General features: G+C 69.7%; 12 protein-coding genes and 2 pseudogenes. 8 read left to right on the top strand and 6 right to left on the bottom strand.

The genetic code is table 11. The features are described from left to right. Positions 1 to 73: 73 nt before the first annotated feature. Positions 74 to 3,067 (top strand): annotated as a pseudogene (locus O9344_RS20110) (PAS-domain containing protein); the annotation flags it as partial. Positions 3,068 to 3,181: 114 nt separating this feature from the next. Here O9344_RS20110 and O9344_RS00605 read toward each other — a convergent pair. After that, positions 3,182 to 3,778 (bottom strand): annotated as a pseudogene (locus O9344_RS00605) (alpha/beta hydrolase); the annotation flags it as partial. Between O9344_RS00605 and O9344_RS00600 the strand changes: the two are divergent. Beyond that, on the top strand, positions 3,758 to 4,984 hold the full coding sequence (locus O9344_RS00600; protein ID WP_363321895.1) for a patatin-like phospholipase family protein: 1,227 nt from the start codon (positions 3,758 to 3,760) through the stop codon (positions 4,982 to 4,984). The pseudogene O9344_RS00605 and the gene O9344_RS00600 overlap by 21 nt on opposite strands. Here O9344_RS00600 and mutL read toward each other — a convergent pair. Together mutL and O9344_RS00590 are read right to left on the bottom strand one after the other, a co-directional pair. Continuing rightward, complete coding sequence (gene mutL / locus O9344_RS00595) at positions 4,981 to 6,765, bottom strand: DNA mismatch repair endonuclease MutL (RefSeq protein WP_298471543.1); 1,785 nt, start codon at positions 6,763 to 6,765, stop codon at positions 4,981 to 4,983. The genes O9344_RS00600 and mutL overlap by 4 nt on opposite strands. Before the next feature lie 62 nt (positions 6,766 to 6,827). Continuing rightward, positions 6,828 to 8,390 (bottom strand): EAL domain-containing protein, encoded by a 1,563-nt coding sequence (locus O9344_RS00590; protein ID WP_298471540.1) that lies wholly within the window; start codon positions 8,388 to 8,390, stop codon positions 6,828 to 6,830. Between the two features lie 212 nt (positions 8,391 to 8,602). On the opposite strand from O9344_RS00590, the gene O9344_RS00585 reads away from it, so the two are divergent. The 4 genes from O9344_RS00585 to O9344_RS00570 all read left to right on the top strand — a co-directional run bounded on the left by O9344_RS00585 (position 8,603) and on the right by O9344_RS00570 (position 12,636). After that, positions 8,603 to 9,055 (top strand): MaoC family dehydratase, encoded by a 453-nt coding sequence (locus O9344_RS00585; RefSeq protein ID WP_273512520.1) that lies wholly within the window; start codon positions 8,603 to 8,605, stop codon positions 9,053 to 9,055. Positions 9,056 to 9,144: 89 nt separating this feature from the next. Continuing rightward, positions 9,145 to 10,095 carry a bifunctional riboflavin kinase/FAD synthetase gene (locus O9344_RS00580; protein WP_298471535.1) on the top strand — a complete coding sequence of 317 codons (951 nt, stop codon included), beginning with the start codon at positions 9,145 to 9,147 and terminating at the stop codon, positions 10,093 to 10,095. Positions 10,096 to 10,205: 110 nt separating this feature from the next. Beyond that, complete coding sequence (locus O9344_RS00575; RefSeq protein ID WP_298471533.1) at positions 10,206 to 11,915, top strand: Cache 3/Cache 2 fusion domain-containing protein; 1,710 nt, start codon at positions 10,206 to 10,208, stop codon at positions 11,913 to 11,915. 94 nt (positions 11,916 to 12,009) lie between these two features. Continuing rightward, positions 12,010 to 12,636 carry an FMN-binding negative transcriptional regulator gene (locus tag O9344_RS00570; RefSeq protein WP_298471531.1) on the top strand — a complete coding sequence of 209 codons (627 nt, stop codon included), beginning with the start codon at positions 12,010 to 12,012 and terminating at the stop codon, positions 12,634 to 12,636. A gap of 2 nt (positions 12,637 to 12,638) precedes the next feature. On the opposite strand, the gene ubiA is transcribed toward O9344_RS00570, so the two are convergent. Together ubiA and O9344_RS00560 are read right to left on the bottom strand one after the other, a co-directional pair. Continuing rightward, complete coding sequence (ubiA, locus tag O9344_RS00565) at positions 12,639 to 13,580, bottom strand: 4-hydroxybenzoate octaprenyltransferase (RefSeq protein WP_298471528.1); 942 nt, start codon at positions 13,578 to 13,580, stop codon at positions 12,639 to 12,641. A 24-nt stretch (positions 13,581 to 13,604) separates the two neighbouring features. After that, complete coding sequence (locus tag O9344_RS00560; RefSeq protein ID WP_298471526.1) at positions 13,605 to 14,096, bottom strand: hypothetical protein; 492 nt, start codon at positions 14,094 to 14,096, stop codon at positions 13,605 to 13,607. A 185-nt stretch (positions 14,097 to 14,281) separates the two neighbouring features. On the opposite strand from O9344_RS00560, the gene O9344_RS00555 reads away from it, so the two are divergent. Both O9344_RS00555 and O9344_RS00550 read left to right on the top strand, forming a co-directional pair. After that, a complete protein-coding gene (locus tag O9344_RS00555; RefSeq protein WP_298471524.1) occupies positions 14,282 to 15,028 on the top strand; it encodes a 16S rRNA (uracil(1498)-N(3))-methyltransferase in 747 nt (248 codons plus the stop codon). Positions 15,029 to 15,277: 249 nt separating this feature from the next. Continuing rightward, the gene (locus O9344_RS00550) at positions 15,278 to 16,399 is read left to right on the top strand and encodes a carboxylate-amine ligase (RefSeq protein ID WP_298471521.1); all 1,122 of its coding nucleotides are present in this window, start codon (positions 15,278 to 15,280) and stop codon (positions 16,397 to 16,399) included. A 3-nt stretch (positions 16,400 to 16,402) separates the two neighbouring features. Here the strand turns inward: O9344_RS00550 and O9344_RS00545 are convergent, their stop codons facing one another. Further along, a complete protein-coding gene (locus O9344_RS00545) occupies positions 16,403 to 17,209 on the bottom strand; it encodes a LytTR family DNA-binding domain-containing protein (protein WP_298471519.1) in 807 nt (268 codons plus the stop codon). Between the last annotated feature and the right edge of the window lie 34 nt (positions 17,210 to 17,243).

Raw genomic sequence — 17,243 nt, 5'->3', positions numbered from 1 at the left:
AGTCCGTGCCGGCCATGTTGAATTCGGCTCGCACCGGCGGGAGCCCTGACGCAATGAGTTCGCAGCCGTGAGCATGGGCTTCGTCATCATCCTGACAGCGCTCGCCTATCTCGGGGCGCTGTTCGGCGTTGCCTATTGGGGCGACCGGCGGCGCACCCGCGAAAAGGCCATCCGTCAGAGCCAGACCTGGATCTATCCGCTGTCGCTGGCGGTCTACTGCACCTCGTGGACCTTCTTCGGCTCGGTCGGCCTCGCCTCGCGCTCAGGCTTCGACTTCCTCGCCATCTATGTCGGCCCCGCCCTGCTCTTCGCGCTGTTCTGGCCGCTCATCATCCGGGTGGTGAGGCTCGCCAAGAGCCAGAACATCACCTCGATCGCCGACTTCATCGGCGCCCGCTACGGCAAGAGCCAGTGGGTCGCGGCCATGGTCTGCCTCATCGTCACGGTGGGCACGATCCCCTATGTGGCGCTGCAGCTGAAAGCCGTGTCGGCGTCGCTGATGACCACCGTGCGCCCCGAGCGCATCGTCAACATCACGCAGGAGCTGCCCTTCTTCGGCGACCTCGCGCTGGTCGTTGCCATGTCCATGGCGGCCTTCGCCATGCTCTTCGGCACCCGCCACGCCGATGCGACCGAGCACCAGGACGGCCTGATCCTCGCGGTCGCGACGGAGTCCATCGTCAAGCTCGTCTGCTTCCTCGCCGTCGGCCTCTACGTGACCTACGTGATGTTCGGCGGCTTCGGCGACCTCTTCGCCCGCGCCGCCGAGCGGCCGGACATCGTCGCCTCGGTGCTGCGCTGGCCGGACGCCTCGACCTTCCTGACGATGAGCATGCTGTCCTTCTGCTGCGGCATCCTCCTGCCGCGCATGTTCCATGTCGGCGTGGTGGAGAACCATTCGGAGGCGGAGATCCGCCGCGCCTCCTGGCTGTTCCCGCTCTACCTCGTCCTCATCAACATCTTCGTCGTGCCCATCGCGGTGGCGGGCCTTCTCATGTTCGGGCCAGGCACGGTGGACAGCGACATGACCGTCGTTGCCCTGCCCATGGCGCGCGGCAACGAGATCCTCACCCTCGTCGCCTTCATCGGCGGCCTCTCCGCCGCCACCGCCATGGTCATCGTCGCCAGCATCGCCCTGTCGATCATGATCTCCAACGACGTGGTGATCCCCTCGCTGCTGAACCTGCGCGGGCGGCTGACCGGCGCGAGTTCCAGCGAGGATCGCGGCGACCTCGGCCAGACCATCCTGACGATCCGCCGGACGATCATCCTCGGGGTCATGCTCGCCGCCTACGTCTACTACCGCATCGCCGGTGAGGCGCAGCTCGCCTCCATTGGCCTCCTGTCGTTCGCGGCCGTGACGCAGCTTGCGCCGGCCTTCTTCGGTGGCCTGTTCTGGCGGCGCGGCAATGCCGGCGGCGCCGTGGCGGGCATGGGCGCCGGCCTCCTCGTCTGGGCCTATACGCTGCTGCTGCCGATGCTGGCGACCACGGGGGCGGTGCCCACGGCCTTCGCAACGGACGGCCCCTTCGGCATTGACGCGCTGAAGCCGCAGCACCTGTTCGGCCTCGGCGAAATGGCGCCGCTCACCCATGGTGTCGTCTGGTCGCTCGCCATCAATGTCGTGCTCTATGTGGCCATCTCGCTGATCCGCCGGCCCTCGGCCATCGAGATCGTCCAGTCCAAGCTCTTCGTGCCGGTGCCGCAATCGGACTACGCCCCGAGCTTCCGGCTCTGGCGCAGCGCCGTGACGGTGGAGGACGTGCGCTCGACGGTGGCACGCTATTTGGGCGCCGAGCGCACGGATGCCGCCTTCTCCAGTTACGCCTTCGAGCGGGGCGTGCCGCTGGAATCGCAGACCGAAGCCGACATCGACCTCTTGCGCTATTCCGAGCGCCTGCTCGCCTCGGCCATCGGCACGGCCTCCTCGCGCCTCGTCCTGTCGCTGCTCCTCAAGAAGCGCTCGGTCTCGACCACCGACGCGCTGAAGCTGCTCGACGACGCCAATGCCGCCATGCAGTACAACCGCGAGGTGCTTCAGACGGCCCTCGAACATGCCCGCCAGGGGGTCAGCGTCTTCGATGCCGAGGGCAAGCTGATGGTGTGGAACCGGCCCTTCGCCGAGGTGCTGGCGCTACCGCCGGAGACGCTGCATATCGGCGCCGGCTTCGACCGGGTGGTGCGGGCGCTGGCCGCGCGCGGAGAGTTCGGCCCCGGCGACATCGATACGCTGGTCGCCGAGCGTGCCAATCGCCTGCTGCGCGCCGAGGAGCCGCAGATCGAACGCCTCGCCATGCTCGGGCTCGTGGTCGAGGTGCGCGCGGCGCGCCTGCCCGACGGCGGCATCGTCACCACCTACACGGACGTCACCGCCTCGGTGGCGGCGGCCGAGGAACTGGAGCGGGCCAACGAGACGCTGGAGCGGCGCGTGCGCGAGCGCACCGAGGAGCTGATGCGGCTTAACGGCGAGCTCGCCCAGGCGAAGCAGGAGGCGGACGAGGCGAACCTGTCGAAGACACGCTTCCTCGCCGCGGCGAGCCACGACATCCTCCAGCCGCTGAACGCCGCGCGCCTCTACACGACGAGCCTCGTCGAGCGGCAGGGGGAGAGCGACGAGCGGCGGCTTGTCGACAATATCGACGCCTCGCTGGAAGCGGTGGAGGAGATCCTCGGCGCGCTGCTCGACATTTCCCGCCTCGATGCGGGAGCGATGAAGCCGGAGATCGCCAGCTTCCGCCTCGACGAGCTGTTCCGCCAGCTGGCGGTGGAATTTGCCCCCATGGCGGCGCAGAAGGGCCTGACGCTGACCTTCGTACCGACTTCGCTCGCCATCCATTCCGACCGGCGGCTGATGCGGCGCCTGCTGCAGAACCTCGTGTCCAACGCCATCAAGTACACCAGCAAGGGCGGCGTCCTGGTCGGCTGCCGGCGGCGCGGCAAGCGCCTGTCGCTGGAGGTGCACGACACCGGACCCGGCATTCCCCAGGCCAAGCAGCGCATCATCTTCCAGGAGTTCCAGCGGCTGGAGCAGGGTGCCAAGATCGCCCGCGGGCTCGGCCTCGGCCTGTCCATCGTCGAGCGCATCGCACGCGTGCTGGAGCACCGGCTGATCGTGAAGTCCAAGGTCGGCCTTGTTGCCGGCGGCGGACCAGCGCGGCGCCATGAACAGCGTGTCGTCCACCAGCGGATCCTGCGAGCCGACCGTGAAGAGGGCCGGCGGCATGCCCTTCAGATCCGCCTGGAGCGGCGAGACGTCGGGGTCGGTCACCGCGCCTGTGTGCAGCAGGTAGTGGCGTACGAACATCTGGATGTCGCGGGTGTTGAGCACCAGCTTGTCCGTGCCCCAGCGGCGGACCGAGGGGGTCAGCGCGAGGTCGTAGCAGCCGGCATGAAGGTTCGCCGCGCGGAAGGGCATGACGCCGTGCCGGTCGCGCAGGCGCAGCAGCGTGGTGGCCGAGAGGTGCGCGCCGGCGCTCTCGCCGCCGATGATGAGGCGATCGGTGCCGAACAGCGCCTTGGCCTCGCGGGCGATCCACAGCGCTGCCGCCTCGCAGTCGTCCGGGCCCTGCGGATAGGGATTTTCGGGGGCGAGGCGATAATCGACGGAGACGCAGGCCATGCCGGCCCTGTCGGCGAAGCGCTCCAGCCACTGGTCCTGCTGGTCGACGCTGCCGAGCACCCAGCCGCCGCCGTGAATGTGGAGATAAACGCCCCTCGCCTGCCCCTCGGGGGTGATGATCCTCAGCCCGATAGGCCCATGCGGGCCGTCAATGGTCATGGTCCGCGCCCGGGGCGAGAGGACCGGCGCGGGAAAGGCGCCGCGGCCTTCGCGACGCATCTGCCGGATGGTCTCGGGCGGATGGGCCCAGTTGTCCCAGTTCTCCAGCCGCTTGAGGATGGCCGCATTGACCGCCAGCGCATCGGCAGGCGCATGGGCGGGATCAAAGGCGGCGGCGATGGTCGGGGTCAGGTCGGTCATGAATCGTCCGGAGCAATGGCCTGCGATCAAAGCCCGCCGGCCATGCCACCGCAAGTCGGCCAGGTGGCTCCCTGTCCCGCGCCGGTGAGGGTAGGATGGGGCATGAGCACCGCCGTCATCCGCCCCGCACCCTATCCGCCCCACGATTTCGCGCTTGTCCTCGGGGGCGGCGGCGCCAAGGGCCTCGCCCATATCGTGGTGATCGAGGCGCTCGACGAACTCGGCCTCAGGCCGCGGGAGGTTGCCGGCACCTCCATCGGCGCCATCATCGGCGCCTGCTACTGCGCGGGGATGAGCGGGGCGGAGATGCGCGCCTATGCGCTCGACGTCATGCAGGTGAAGCCGGACGTGCTGAAGGCCATCTTCTCGGCCCGCGTCGGCCGCTTCTCCGACCTGTTCCGCCAGGGGATCACCAATCCCATGCTGGTCGATCCGGAGCGGCTGCTCGACGCTCTGTTTCCGGCGCAGGTGCCGAAGGACTTCTCGGAGCTGGTGACGCCGCTCACCGTGGTCGCGACCGATTTCTACGAGCGGGTGGACGTCGCCTTCTCGACGGGGCCGCTCCTGCCGGCGGTCGCCGCCTCCATGGCGATTCCCGGCGTTGTCAGCCCGGTGCGCCATGCCGGCCGCGTGCTGATCGACGGCGGCACGATCAATCCGGTGCCGGTAGACAAGGTGTCGGCGCCGGTCACTGTCGCGGTCGATGTGCTGCACGGCTCGGAATTGGCGCTGGAGATCGACGAGGTGGTGCCCAATGTCTGGGACGCGCTGTTCGGCTCGGTGACGCTGATGATGCAGGTGCTGAGCGCCGCGCGCCTCGCCGAACACCGGCCGACCATCCACCTGCGGCCGCCGGTCGATCCGTTCCGGGTGCTCGATTTCCTGAAGGTGCGGGAGATCCTCACGGCCTGCGAGCCGATGAAGGACGAGGTGAAGCGGCGCGTTACCATCGCGCTGGAGGCGGTGCCGGCGGACGTGGTGGGGGAGACGCGGCGCGGTCGCTAGCGCCGGCCGAACAGGCGCTCGACATCGGCGAGCGACAGGGCGACCGAGGTCGGCCGGCCGTGATTGCACTGGGCTGAGGCCGGGGTTGCCTCCATCTCGCGGAGCAGGGCGTTCATCTCGGCGGGGCGAAGCTGCCGCCCGGCGCGGACCGAGCCGTGGCAGGCCATGGTCGCGGCAACCGCCAGCAATCGCGTCTCCAGCGGCGCAGCGCTGTCCCATTCGGCGAGATGTTCGGCAATGTCGCGCACCAGCGCCTCGGCATCGACCTCGCCGAGCATGGCCGGGGTCTCGCGCACCACGACCGCGCCGGGCCCGAAGCCCTCCACCACCAGCCCGAACCGCGCGAGGTCGTCGGCACGATCGACGAGGCGGGAGGCATCGGCCGGGTCGAGTTCGACCACAACCGGGATGAGGAGCGCCTGCCGGGCGATGCCGGCCACGTCCATCTGCCGCTTCATCCGTTCGTAGACGAGCCGTTCGTGTGCGGCGTGCTGGTCGACGATGACGAGGCCTTCGCGCGTCTGGGCGAGGATATAGGTGCCGTGGATCTGGGCGCGCGCCGCACCGAGTGGCCGGTCGAGGTCGTCCTCGGCGGCGGGCGCCTCGGCGGCGCGGGCATCCGCCGCCGGCGGCAGGTCGAGGGCAAAACCTGCCTGAGGGCCGTCCGACAGGCCGGGCACGAAGGGCCGCGCGGGCGAGGATCGCCAGTCATAGCTGCCCGCGCGCGCTGCCGCCGGGCGGAAAGCCGCCACCGTCGCCGCACCAAGCGTGGAGGAGGTCGTCGGCGAAGCGGCAGCGATAGCCTCGCGGATGGCCGCGACGATCAGGCCGCGGACGAGGGCCGGGTCGCGGAAGCGCACCTCCGTCTTGGCGGGATGGACGTTGACGTCGACCTCGCGCGGGTCGAGCTCGAGGAACAGGGACACGGCCGGATGCCGGTCACGGGGCATGGTGTCGCCATAGGCGCCGCGGATGGCACCAAGCACCAGCCGGTCGCGGATCGGGCGGCCGTTGACGAAGAGGAACTGGCTCGCCCCCGTCGCCTTGCCGAAGGTCGGCAGCCCGGCAAAGCCATAGAGCCGGACCTCGCCACGCCAGACGTCGAGGGCCAAGGCGTTCTGGGCGAAGTCGCGGCCGGCCACGTCGCCGATGCGGGCGAGGAGGCCGGCCTCCCCGAAGGCCTGGGCAGGGAAGTGGCGGGTCGTGCCCTCATCGTCAGCGAGAGAGAAGGCGACCGTCGGATGGGCCATGGCGAGGCGCTTGACCACGTCGGCGACCGCCGCCGCCTCGGCCCGGTCGCTCTTCAGGAACTTGAGGCGCGCGGGGGTCGCGGCGAAGAGGTCGGCGATCTCGACGCGGGTGCCGGCGGCAAGGGCAGCGGGACGCGCCTCGCCCTTCAGGCCCGCATCCACTGTGAGCTGCCAGGCATGGGGCTCATCGGCGTGGCGGGTGGTGATGGTCAGCCGCGACACCGCGCCGATAGAGGGCAACGCCTCGCCACGGAAGCCGAGGGTGCGGATGTCGAGCAGGTCCTCGTCCTGCAGCTTCGACGTGGCATGGCGCTCGACGCAGAGGACGAGGTCGTCCCTGACCATGCCGCTGCCGTCATCGGCGACGCGGATCAGCCTCCGGCCTCCGGCGCCGATCATCACGTCGATGCGGGTGGCGCCGGCGTCGAGGGCGTTTTCCACCAGCTCCTTCACGGCGGCAGCGGGACGCTCGATCACCTCGCCGGCGGCGATGCGGTTGGCGATGCCTTCGGAAAGCTGGCGGATGGCCATGGGACGGGTCGCGGCGGCCTCTGCGGCGGATGGCGCAATGCTAGCGCCGGGCGCGGCCATCGTCAGCTGCGGTCACGGATGAGGGCGCGCAGGCCGGAGCTTCCGGGCCGGCGCGGCTCGCGGGTGACCGCACCCTGCGCTAGCACGGCAGCGCCCAGCGTCTGCGGTGCAGCCGCGGCGGCAGCGGGGCTCCGCGGATCGACGCGCGGCTCGGTGCGCTGGCGCGGCGCCGTGGCCGGGGCGGGCGCCGGCTGGAGACCGGCCGGCTCGGCGGCGGCCATGACCTCAGCCCGGACCGGGCGCGGCGGCGAGAACAGCGCGCCTTGCGCGAACTTCACCTCGTAATCGAGCAGGTCGACCACCACCGACTCACTCTCCACATCCTCGACCACAAGGTCCATGCCGTAGCGGGTAAAGAGCCCAGCAAGATCGGCGACATGGATGGAGGCGCCGGTGTCGGCGGCCCGCGCGATCATCAGCGGCGCCGGCACCTTGATGAGGCGGATGCCCTTTTCGGCCACGTCACGCGGCTCGATCCCGAGGTCGCGCACACCATCCATGGCGAAGCGGAAGCCCTTGTCGGCGAGGGCGCGCAGGGTCTCGACGTCCAGGGCGCTCATGTCGCGCAGTGTCTGCTGGCTGAAGCCGAGCATGAGCGAGCCGGCAATGGCGCGGGACGCCTCGAGCGAGGCGATAAGGTCGGTGGCGAAGGCGGCATCGGTGAGCGATGAGCCCGAGAGGTCGCAGACGAGGCCGACGTCGCGGTTGCGCGCGGTGAGCCGGCGGACGATCTGGACGCAACGGCCGAGCACCTCGGTATCGAGGCCGGGCATGAGGCCAGAATCCTCGGCGAGGGCCCGGTAGTCTTCCGGCAGGAGCACGCGCCCGTCGGCCGTCCGAAGGCGGACTGAGGCCTGGTAGAAGCGCACCTTGCGCTGCGGCAGCGTCACGATCGGCTGCAGGAAGAGCTCGTAACGCTTCGAGGTGATGGCCTCGTCGAGGATGGTGATGGCGTCGGCCCGTCCAAGGCCGGCCAGCGCCTCCGGAAGATCGGGGGATGACATGCGCGCCTCGGCCCCACGCCGCAGGGCGCCGGCCTGGCGCTGCAGCACCTGGACGGGCGGCGGCGGCGGCGGAGCGACCTTGGACACCGGCGGCTGGACCGGGGGAGGCGGCGGGGGAGCCGCCATCACGGGCTGCGCGTAGGTCTCCATCTGCGGCGAGCCGGCAGCGATGATCGCCGCCTCGTGAACCTGCAGCGTCTCGGCGAACTGCTTCACCAGCACGCCGAGCTCGCGGATCTCCTCGCCGAGCGGCTCGCTCGCCTCGCGGGCCTTCTCCTCCGCCAGCACCTCGACGCGGTCCATGCGCTCGGCGATGTCGCCGAGGTCACGGGCCAGATCGCCGGTGGCACGGGTGAGAGCCTCGAGCCGGCGGTCCGTCGCGGCGCGGTCGGCAGTGAGCTGCGCGCCGAGATGGCCGATGACCAGCGCCAGCAGGAGCGCACAGCCGGCGGCGGCGGCGGTCCCCGCGTCGAGGCCGCCGAGCGTGAAGGCGAGCACCGCCACGGACGCGGCAATGGCGACCATGCTGAGGGCGACGAGGAAGGAACCGGGGCGGTTCATGGACTGGCGGCTGATCCGTCGAGGACTGTTCAAGGCGGGAGAATGCAACGCGCGCCCGTGATTCGTCTCGCCGTCCAGCCCCTGTGGACGGCGCGCGGCGTCGGTGCCCACAGGCACGGCGGGAACCGGCGCCCAGGGGCGGCATTACGCAGATTGTCCTATTGCATTGCACCATCGGCCTGCGGAAGGTTGCGCCCCCTTAGGAGACGCCCATGACGATCCGTTCCATCCGTTCGCTGGCCTATGAGGACCTGTCCGTTGGCCTGTCGGAACTGGTGATGAAGACCGTGACCGACCAGGACGTGGTCGGGTTCGCCGATATTTCCGGGGATCACAATCCTATCCACCTGTCGGACGTCTATGCCGCGAAGACCCGTTTCGGGCAGCGCATCGCCCATGGGCTCTACACGGCGAGCCTGATCTCCGCGGTGATCGGCACCCGCCTGCCGGGGCCCGGCGCGGTCTATCTGTCGCAGACCCTCAACTTCAAGGCGCCGGTGAAGATCGGCGACGTGGTGCGGGTCCATGTCGAGGTGGCCGAGTTGATCCCGGCCCGCCAGCGGGCCCGGCTTGTCTGCGAATGCGCGGTCGATGCCGCGGTGGTGCTGGAGGGTGAGGCCTGGGTGCGGGTACCCTCGCGCGCCGAGATCGCGGCCGCGGCCTGAGCGCGACCGGCCTCGACGCTTGACGGCGGAGGGCTTGGCGGTCAGGGTCCGCGCCCGATAGCCATGGCCCCTTTCCGATCCCGTCCGACATGCCGTTGATCCTGCCGCCGCCGCGGCCTTCCGCCGCCTTTCCGGTGCTCGGCCCGGGGCAGGTGCTTCCCGCCTCCCTTGCCCGTCCCACCGTCGCCATCGGCAATTTCGACGGGGTCCATCGCGGCCATCGCCACGTCCTCGCCATGGCGCGCCGCACGACCCGTCCCCTGGTCGTGCTGACCTTCGAGCCACACCCGCGCAGCTATTTCCAGCCGGACGTGCCGCTGTTCCGGCTGACCGATGCGGCCGGCAAGGCCCGGCTCCTCGCCGCGGCGGGGGCTGACGGCCTCGCGCTGCTCCCCTTCGACGCCACCATGGCCGGAACCAGCGCGGAGGCCTTCGTCGACCGCCTGCTGGTCGACTGGCTCGGGGCTGGCACGGTCGTCGTCGGGCGCGACTTCCACTACGGTGCGCGCCGGGCCGGCAATGCCGAGACGCTCCGGCAGGCGGGCGAGGCCCGTGGCTTCGCAGTGATCGAGGTCGCAGCCCTCGACGGGCCTGACGGACCGATCTCCTCCTCCGCCATCCGCGCGGCGCTGGCGGCAGGTCGCGTCGAGACGGCGAATGATCTGCTCGGCCATGCCTGGTTCGTCACCGGCCCGGTCATCCATGGCGAAAAGCGCGGCCGGGAGCTCGGCTATCCCACGGCCAACATCCGGCTGGATGCCTCTTGCGGCCTGGCCCATGGCATCTACGCCGTCATGGTCGGCCTAGACGGGACCTGGCACCAGGGCGTCGCGAGCTATGGCCGGCGGCCGCAATTCGACAATGGCGCGCCGCTGCTCGAGGTGCATGTCTTCGACTTTGCCGGCAACCTCTACGACAAGGAGGTCGACGTCGCCTTCGCGTCCTACCTCAGAGGCGAGGCGAAGTTCGCCTCTCTTGAGGCACTCATCGACCAGATGGACGCCGACAGCCGCGAGGCGCGCTCCCGCCTCGGTAGGTGACCTAACGTAATACAATTTTTTTACACATTCCAAGACCGCTATTCAGCGGAATTTAACGGTCTGCACGCGGAATAAGGGCTGGACCTTACGCCCTCAGGACGATGCTCCCCATGTTCTCACGTCTTCCGCGGCTCAAGATCGGCGCCAAGTCGGTCGGCTTCGTTGTTCTTCTCCTCGCCGTGACCGCCGCCCTCGTCGTGGGGGCCGGCTGGCAGCTGATCCAGAGCCGCAACGTTCAATCGGCGACAGGGGATGCCCAGACCAATCTGCGAACACTAACCGTGCTCTTCGCCGCGGGTCAGCCGGAGAGCCGCTTCGGCATCGTGGCCGAGCGGGTCAACGACCTCAGGGCCCCCGCCATGCCGACCTTCACCGACCATTCCATCGTCGACCGGACGGTGCAGGCGGTCGGCGGTGTCGCCACGATCTTCGTCACCGACGACAAGGGCGCCTTCATCCGCCGCACCACCAATGTGCGCACGCAGAATGGCGAGCGCGCGGTGGGCACGGCGCTGGCCGCCGACCATCCGGCGCAGGCGCCGCTGAAGGCCGGCCAGCCCTATTACGGCCCGGCGACCCTGTTCGGCCGTTCCTTCTTCACCGCCTATCACCCGGTGATCGACACTGCCGGCAAGGTGATCGGCGTGCTGTTCATCGGCATCCCCACCGAGCAGCTGCGTGAACAGGCCATGTCGACGCTCTACGCGATGATCGCGGCGCTCACCGGCATCGTCGTCGTCCTCGGCCTCGTCGCCGCCTTCGTGGTGCGGCGCGCGGTGAAGCCGCTGGTGGCCGCGACCGGCGCCCTCGAGCGTGTCGCCGCCGGCGACCTCGACAGCGCCATCCCTGTCTCCACCCGGCGCGACGAGATCGGCGATCTCAGCCGGGCCATCGTCGTGCTGCGCGACAATGCCCGCGCTGCCAAGACGGCCGAGGCCGAGCGCCTCGCGGAAGCCGAGACCCGCGCCGAACGCGGCCGCCGGCTCGAAACGGCGATCGTCGGCTATGAGAAGGTGATGGCCCAGCGCATCAGCGAGGCCAATGCGGCGGTGAGCGGCCTCGATGTCAGCGCCGACAGCCTCTCCTCCGCCGCGGCGGCCATGAGCGGGAAGGTGGACACCGCCTCCGGCGCGACCGACCAGGCGACGCAGAACATGAACGCCGTGGCGAGCGCCGCCCACCAGCTGGCGGCCTCCATCAGCGAGATCGGCCGCCAGGTCTCGGCCTCCTCGGAGGTCGCCGGCCGGGCGGTCAAGGAAGCCGGCGACACCGGTTCGCGCGTCGCCGAGCTCGACGGCGCCGCCCGCAAGATCGGCGAGGTCATCGGCCTCATCAATGCGGTGGCCGAGCAGACCAACCTTCTCGCCCTCAACGCGACGATCGAGGCCGCCCGCGCCGGTGAGGCCGGCAAGGGCTTCGCTGTCGTCGCGGCCGAGGTGAAGCAGCTCGCCGGCCAGACGGCCAAGGCCACCGATGAGATCGCCTCGCAGGTCAGCCGCATGCAGACCGCCACCCAGGCGACCGTCCAGGCCATCGGCGTCATCACCGAGACCATCGGCGCCATGGACCATATCACCACGGCCATCGCCGCGGCGGTGGACGAGCAGCAGGCCTCGACCGCCGAGATCTCCCGCGCCATCGGCGAGGCCAATGGCCATGCCGACCACGCCCGCCGGTCCATCGTCGATGTGAGCCAGGCCGCCGAGGGCACCGGCCGCTCGGCAGCGGAGGGCGGCCAGGCCCGCGACCGTCTCGCCGCCTGCTCCAGCAACATCGAGGCGGCGCTGAAGACCTTCGTGACGGAGGTGCGCGCCGCCTGATCAGCGGAGCGAATTTCCACCATCATTGCTGTGCATTGGACAGGCCGGGACGATGCCCTATCGTCCCGGCCTCGTCATATCTGGGAGGGTTCCGATGTACGTTCCGCCGCTCTTCGCCATGGGCGAGGACCGTGAGATCGCCTCCTTCTGCGCCGCCCATCCCTTCGCCACGCTGGTGACGCAGGGCGCCGAGGGCCTCTATGCGACGCATCTGCCGGTGATCTGGAAGCAGGAGGGGGAGACCGTCGCCTTCTTCGGCCATCTCGCCCGCGCCAATCCGCACTGGTCGACGACGCCCGACGGATCGGAGGCGCTGCTGATCTTCCAGGGGCCGCAGGCCTATGTGACACCATCCTGGTATGCCACCAAGAAGGAGACCGGGAAGGTCGTCCCGACCTGGAACTATGCCGCCGTCCATGTGCGGGGCACCGTCTCATGGCCCCACGACACCGCCTTCCTGCGCCAGAACCTCTCCGATCTGACCGATGCCCACGAGGCGCATCGCGACCATCCCTGGGCCATGGATGACGCGCCGGAGGATTTCCTCGCCATGCAGATGCGCGCCATTGTCGGCATGGCGTTCAGCGTCACCGGCTTCGACGGCAAGATGAAGATGAGCCAGAACCGGCCTGCCGCCGATGTGGAGGGCGTGATCACCGGCCTCGCAGCCTCGGGCGAGCAGGCGGTGGCGGAGCTGGTGGCGGCGAAGCGTCGCCGCTGAGGTCAGCCGAACGCCTGGAGGAGGGCCGCCGCCATCAGGCCGGCGAGGAAGATCAGCCCGGCGTCGCGGTTGGACTTGAACAGGCGCAAACAGCCGTCGGGATCGGCAATGTCGAGGCTCCTCACCTGCCAGGCGAGGTGCAGGGCGAAGGCGGCAAGGCCGGCATAGGCGAGGGCCGGCGCGGCAAGGGTCCACAGCGACAGGCCGAGGAAGGTGACCGTTCCGGCATAGAACAGCGACAGGAAGAGCGGTGTGCGCTCGCCGAAAAGCAGGGCGGTGGAGCGGACGCCGACAATGGCGTCGTCCTCGCGGTCCTGGTGGGCGTAGATCGTGTCGTAGCCGATGACCCACAGGATGGAGGCGGCATAGAGCAGCAGGGCCGGCGCATCGAGGCGGCCGAAGGCTGCGGCCCATCCCATCAGCGCGCCCCAGGAGAAGGCGAGGCCGAGCACCGATTGGGGCCAGGAGGTGATGCGCTTCATGAAGGGGTAGATGACCACCACCGAGAGCGAGGCGATGCCCACGGCCCATGCGAAGGGATTCCACAGCGCCAGCAGCACCATGGCGCCGACGGCGAGCTGGGCGATGAGGAAGATCTTGGCCTGGCGCGATGTCACCTGGCCGGAGGGCAGCGGACGCGAGCGGGTCCGCTCGACCATGGCGTCGATGTCGCGGTCGACAAGGTCGTTGTAGGTGCAGCCGGCGCCGCGCATGGCGACCGCGCCGATGGCGAAAAGCGCCATGTGCCAGAGATTGGGAAGGGCATGGCCTGCGGCGATCGCCGCATAGGCAGCCGACCACCAGCAGGGCAGCAGCAGCAGCCAGGAGCCGATGGGACGGTCGGCGCGCGCGAGGCGCAGATAGGGCCGCCAGGCGGCGGGGGCGAGCGTGTCGACCCAGGAGCCGCGAACGGCGTCTGCGACGCGTCCGTCGGTGGCCGTCATGACCGGATCAGCGGCACGGCCGGATCACAGGGCGCCGGGTGTGCGCAGGTCGAGCTGCGGACGCCGGCCGGCATTGGGCGCGAAGGGATTGGCGCCGCCGTCACCGCCAGCCTCGGCCTGGCGGCGCTGGCGCTCGATCTGGGCGACGCCGTTGCAGGCCTGGGTGCGGTTGCGGGTGATGTTGGTGACGCCGGTGTTCACGTCGTTGATGATCTGGTCGGGCAGGCGGCAGAAATCGGCATTGTTCTGCATCCACTGCTGCAGGCGCAGGAACGAGGCGCGGGCATTGGTGAGCAGGCGGCAAGCCCGCTCGGCATTGGCCTTGGCCTGTTCGAAGGTGGTCGGGCGGCCCCGCGGCATCCCGGCCTGGGTCTCCTTCATCACCTCCTGGTGGGCGGCGACAAGCGGCTGGAACTCGGCCTGGCAGATCTCGTTCGCCCGCACCGTGCCGCCCATGGCGAGGCCGGCGGCGAGCGCGGTCGCGGCGAGGACGGTCTTGACGCGGCGAAGGCTCATGTGGACGGCCCCTGAACCCGCCCGCAAGGCGAGCGACGATGCAATCGAGGTTGAGTGAATTCGGCAGGTTACATATCAATCCGACGGCATCGTGGCAATGTGACGGGCTGGCGAGGTTCATCACCGCCGGGTGCGTGTGGCCCTGGCACCGGCTCCGAGGCTGCCCGCAGGAGGAGGAATGCCGCATGGCGGCCTATGATTTCCGCGCCATCCGGCTTCGCGTCGAGGGATCTCTCGCCGCGGGTGCGACCATCGGCTGCGACCGCGACCAGGCCAATTATCTCCTCAACGTCATGCGGCTCGGCGATGGCCAGAGCATCGCCGTGTTCGACGGCGCGCATGGCGAATGGCGGGCGCGTCTCGCCCGTTCCGGCAAGAAGGGCCTCGACCTGATCGTCGAGGAGATGCTGCGGCCGCAACCCCCGGCAGGCGACCTCGCTCTGATGTTCGCGCCGCTCAAGCACGCCCGCCTCGACTACATGGTGCAGAAGGCGGTGGAGATGGGCGTGACGCGGCTCCAGCCGGTGATGACCCGGCGGACACAGGCCGCGCGGGTCAATCTCGACCGGATGCGCGCCAATGCGGTGGAGGCGGCGGAACAGTGCGGCGTGCTGACGCTCGCCGCCTGCGACGAGACGGCCGGCCTGCCGGAGGCGCTGGCCGCCCTGCCCGCCGACCGGCTGCTGGTCTTCTGCGACGAGGATGCGGCGCTCGCCAATCCGGCGGAGGCCCTGGCGGCGGCAAGGCCGATCACCGGGGGAATCACCGTGCTGATCGGCCCCGAGGGCGGGTTCGCGCCCGAGGAGCGCACGCTGGTGGCGCGTCACCCGCGGGCCCTCGCCCTGTCGCTCGGTCCCCGCATCCTGCGCGCCGATACGGCGGCGGTGGCGGCCCTGGCGGTGGTCCAGGCGGTGCTTGGCGACTGGCGCTGAGCCTAGCGCAGCGGCGGCCGCCCCTGCCCTGAACGGCGCCCAAGTCAACCATTTTAAGTTCACGCCATCTTTCAACGCCTTACGGAATTGGGGCGGCGCGTGACCGGTTCGGGCCACATTTTCGCCCCCCGGCCCGCCAGGCTTTGCGCCGCCGGTGACCCCTTCCCCATCAGGGAACGGCCCGGACCGCGCCGCGTTGAGGCGCAGGACGCGTCCAGCAAATTCCAAAGCCGTTTCATGGAGATGATCATGTCCGACACGCGCCGTTTCGGCATCGAGGAGGAATTCTTCGTGGTCGATGCAGAGACCAAGGCAGTCATGCGGCGGATGCCGCAGGGCTTCCTCGACGCGGCCAAAGCAAGGCTTGGCGACCGCGTCGGCAGCGAGATGCTGCAGTCGCAGATCGAGATCACCTCGTCGGTCCACACAACGCCGACCGGCGCCCGCAACGAGCTCCAGGCCATGCGGGGCGCGCTCGGGGAGGTGGCGGCCAGGCACGGCCTCGCCATCCTCGCCTCGGGTACGCATCCGACCGCCTTGTGGGCGACGCAGCGGGCGAGCGACGCGCCGCGCTATGACAGCGTCATGCATGACCTGCAGATGCTCGGCCAGCGCAACATCGTCTGCGGCCTGCACGTTCATGCCGAGTTCGACGACCTGTCGCGCCGCATCGACGTGATGGGCCGGCTCATGCCGACCATCCCGCTGATCATCGCGCTCTCGACCTCCTCGCCCTTCTGGCAGTCGCGCGCAACCGGCCTCATGGGCTACCGGCTCGCCGCCTATGACGAGCTGCCGCGCACCGGCCTGCCGGAGATGTTCAAGACCCAGGCTGAGTATGACGACTATGTCTCGCTGCTGGTGGAGGCCCGGGTCATCGAGGATTCCAGCTATGTCTGGTGGGCGGTGCGTCCCTCGCGGCGCTTCCCGACGCTGGAGCTGCGGGCGCCGGATTCCTGCACCCATCTCGACGACAGCCTCGCCATCGCGGCGCTCTACCGCTCCATGGTGCGTTACCTCATCCGCCATCCGGAGTTCCGCGCCGACCTGTCGCCGCTGTCGCGGGCGGTGGCGCAGGAGAACAAGTGGCGGGCGCAGCGCTATGGCATCCACGGCTCCTTCGTCGACGAGGCACGGCGCACCACGGTGTCCATTGCCGACCTCGTGCGCGAGACGGTGATGATGCTGGAGGAGGATGCCGAGGCGCTCGACTGTCAGGACGACCTCGGCCGCTGCCTCGACATCTGCCTGCGCGGCACCAGCGCCGATGGCCAGCTCACCGTGTGGAAATCCGCGCTCGGCCTTGCCGAGACGCCGCACGACGCGCTGCGCTCGGTAAAGACCTGGATCGCCCAGCAGACCCTGCAGTGACGGTCAGACCAGGCGGGCGTCTTCCAGGAGACGCCTGCCGCTCCGGCTCGCCGGCAGGGTGAGGCCATTGGCGAGGGTCACCGCGAGACCGCCATCCTTGCGGGCGCTGTCGATCACCGCATTGCGAGCCACCCAGTGCGAGCGGTGGATCCTGAGGCCGGCCTCCTCGCCGAGCGCGTCGATCGCCTGCGACAGGCTCATCAGGATCAGCGCCTGCCCGCGGTCGGTGTGGACGCGCAGATAGTGGTCCTCCGCCGACAGGGCGAGGATCGGCGCGCGGCGCAAGGGCATCGGCAGCTTCTCGCGAAGGATGTCGTCGGATCGCCGATCCTCAGCAATTACAGGGACCGGGGCGGTCGTCTGCGGCTGGGCCACATGGCGCGCGCGCACCAGCGCGCGGACGGCCCGCACGACAAGGCTGACCAGCACGTTGATCAGCGCCGTCTGAAAGCACAGTTCGACGAAGGTGACGTAAGGCAGGACCTGCGGCGCGAAGAATCGGAGATGCGCCATCACCACCAGCGCGCCCGGTGGCGCGATGACGAGCGCAATCACCAGTGAACCCCAGAGCGGCACCGGGCCACGATAGAGGTACCGGGCCGCCAGGGCGTTCGCCGCCACCGCCATGGCGCTGATCACGGCCATGTTGGCGGTGTAGTGCAGCACGCGCACCGGTAGGCTGATGCCGAGATAGGAGCCGAAGGGGCCGAGAACACCGAGCAAGGCACCGAAGCCCAGCAATGTCAGCGCCAGACCGAGACGCGCTTCGCCGGGCTCGCCGAGGCTCGGCATGTCAGAATGGTCGGTCATTGGCGAAGAATTCGTGCCGTTCGCGAAGAGGCCG

The organism is Phreatobacter sp. (assembly GCF_027532945.1).
In the GTDB taxonomy this organism is placed as follows: domain Bacteria; phylum Pseudomonadota; class Alphaproteobacteria; order Rhizobiales; family Phreatobacteraceae; genus Phreatobacter.
The sequence above is the reverse complement of the archived record's forward strand: the minus strand, read 5'-3'. Positions and strand labels throughout refer to the sequence as shown.

Coding starts and splice junctions, on each gene's coding strand:
- O9344_RS00600 (WP_363321895.1), top strand. CDS start 3,758: ATGCGGGCCGTCAATGGTCATGGTCCGCGCCCGGGGCGAGAGGACCGG.
- O9344_RS00585 (WP_273512520.1), top strand. CDS start 8,603: ATGACGATCCGTTCCATCCGTTCGCTGGCCTATGAGGACCTGTCCGTT.
- mutL (WP_298471543.1), bottom strand. CDS start 6,765: ATGGCCATCCGCCAGCTTTCCGAAGGCATCGCCAACCGCATCGCCGCC.
- O9344_RS00570 (WP_298471531.1), top strand. CDS start 12,010: ATGTACGTTCCGCCGCTCTTCGCCATGGGCGAGGACCGTGAGATCGCC.
- O9344_RS00560 (WP_298471526.1), bottom strand. CDS start 14,096: ATGAGCCTTCGCCGCGTCAAGACCGTCCTCGCCGCGACCGCGCTCGCC.
- O9344_RS00545 (WP_298471519.1), bottom strand. CDS start 17,209: ATGACCGACCATTCTGACATGCCGAGCCTCGGCGAGCCCGGCGAAGCG.
- O9344_RS00550 (WP_298471521.1), top strand. CDS start 15,278: ATGTCCGACACGCGCCGTTTCGGCATCGAGGAGGAATTCTTCGTGGTC.
- O9344_RS00590 (WP_298471540.1), bottom strand. CDS start 8,390: ATGAACCGCCCCGGTTCCTTCCTCGTCGCCCTCAGCATGGTCGCCATT.
- O9344_RS00575 (WP_298471533.1), top strand. CDS start 10,206: ATGTTCTCACGTCTTCCGCGGCTCAAGATCGGCGCCAAGTCGGTCGGC.
- O9344_RS00555 (WP_298471524.1), top strand. CDS start 14,282: ATGGCGGCCTATGATTTCCGCGCCATCCGGCTTCGCGTCGAGGGATCT.
- O9344_RS00580 (WP_298471535.1), top strand. CDS start 9,145: ATGCCGTTGATCCTGCCGCCGCCGCGGCCTTCCGCCGCCTTTCCGGTG.
- ubiA (WP_298471528.1), bottom strand. CDS start 13,580: ATGACGGCCACCGACGGACGCGTCGCAGACGCCGTTCGCGGCTCCTGG.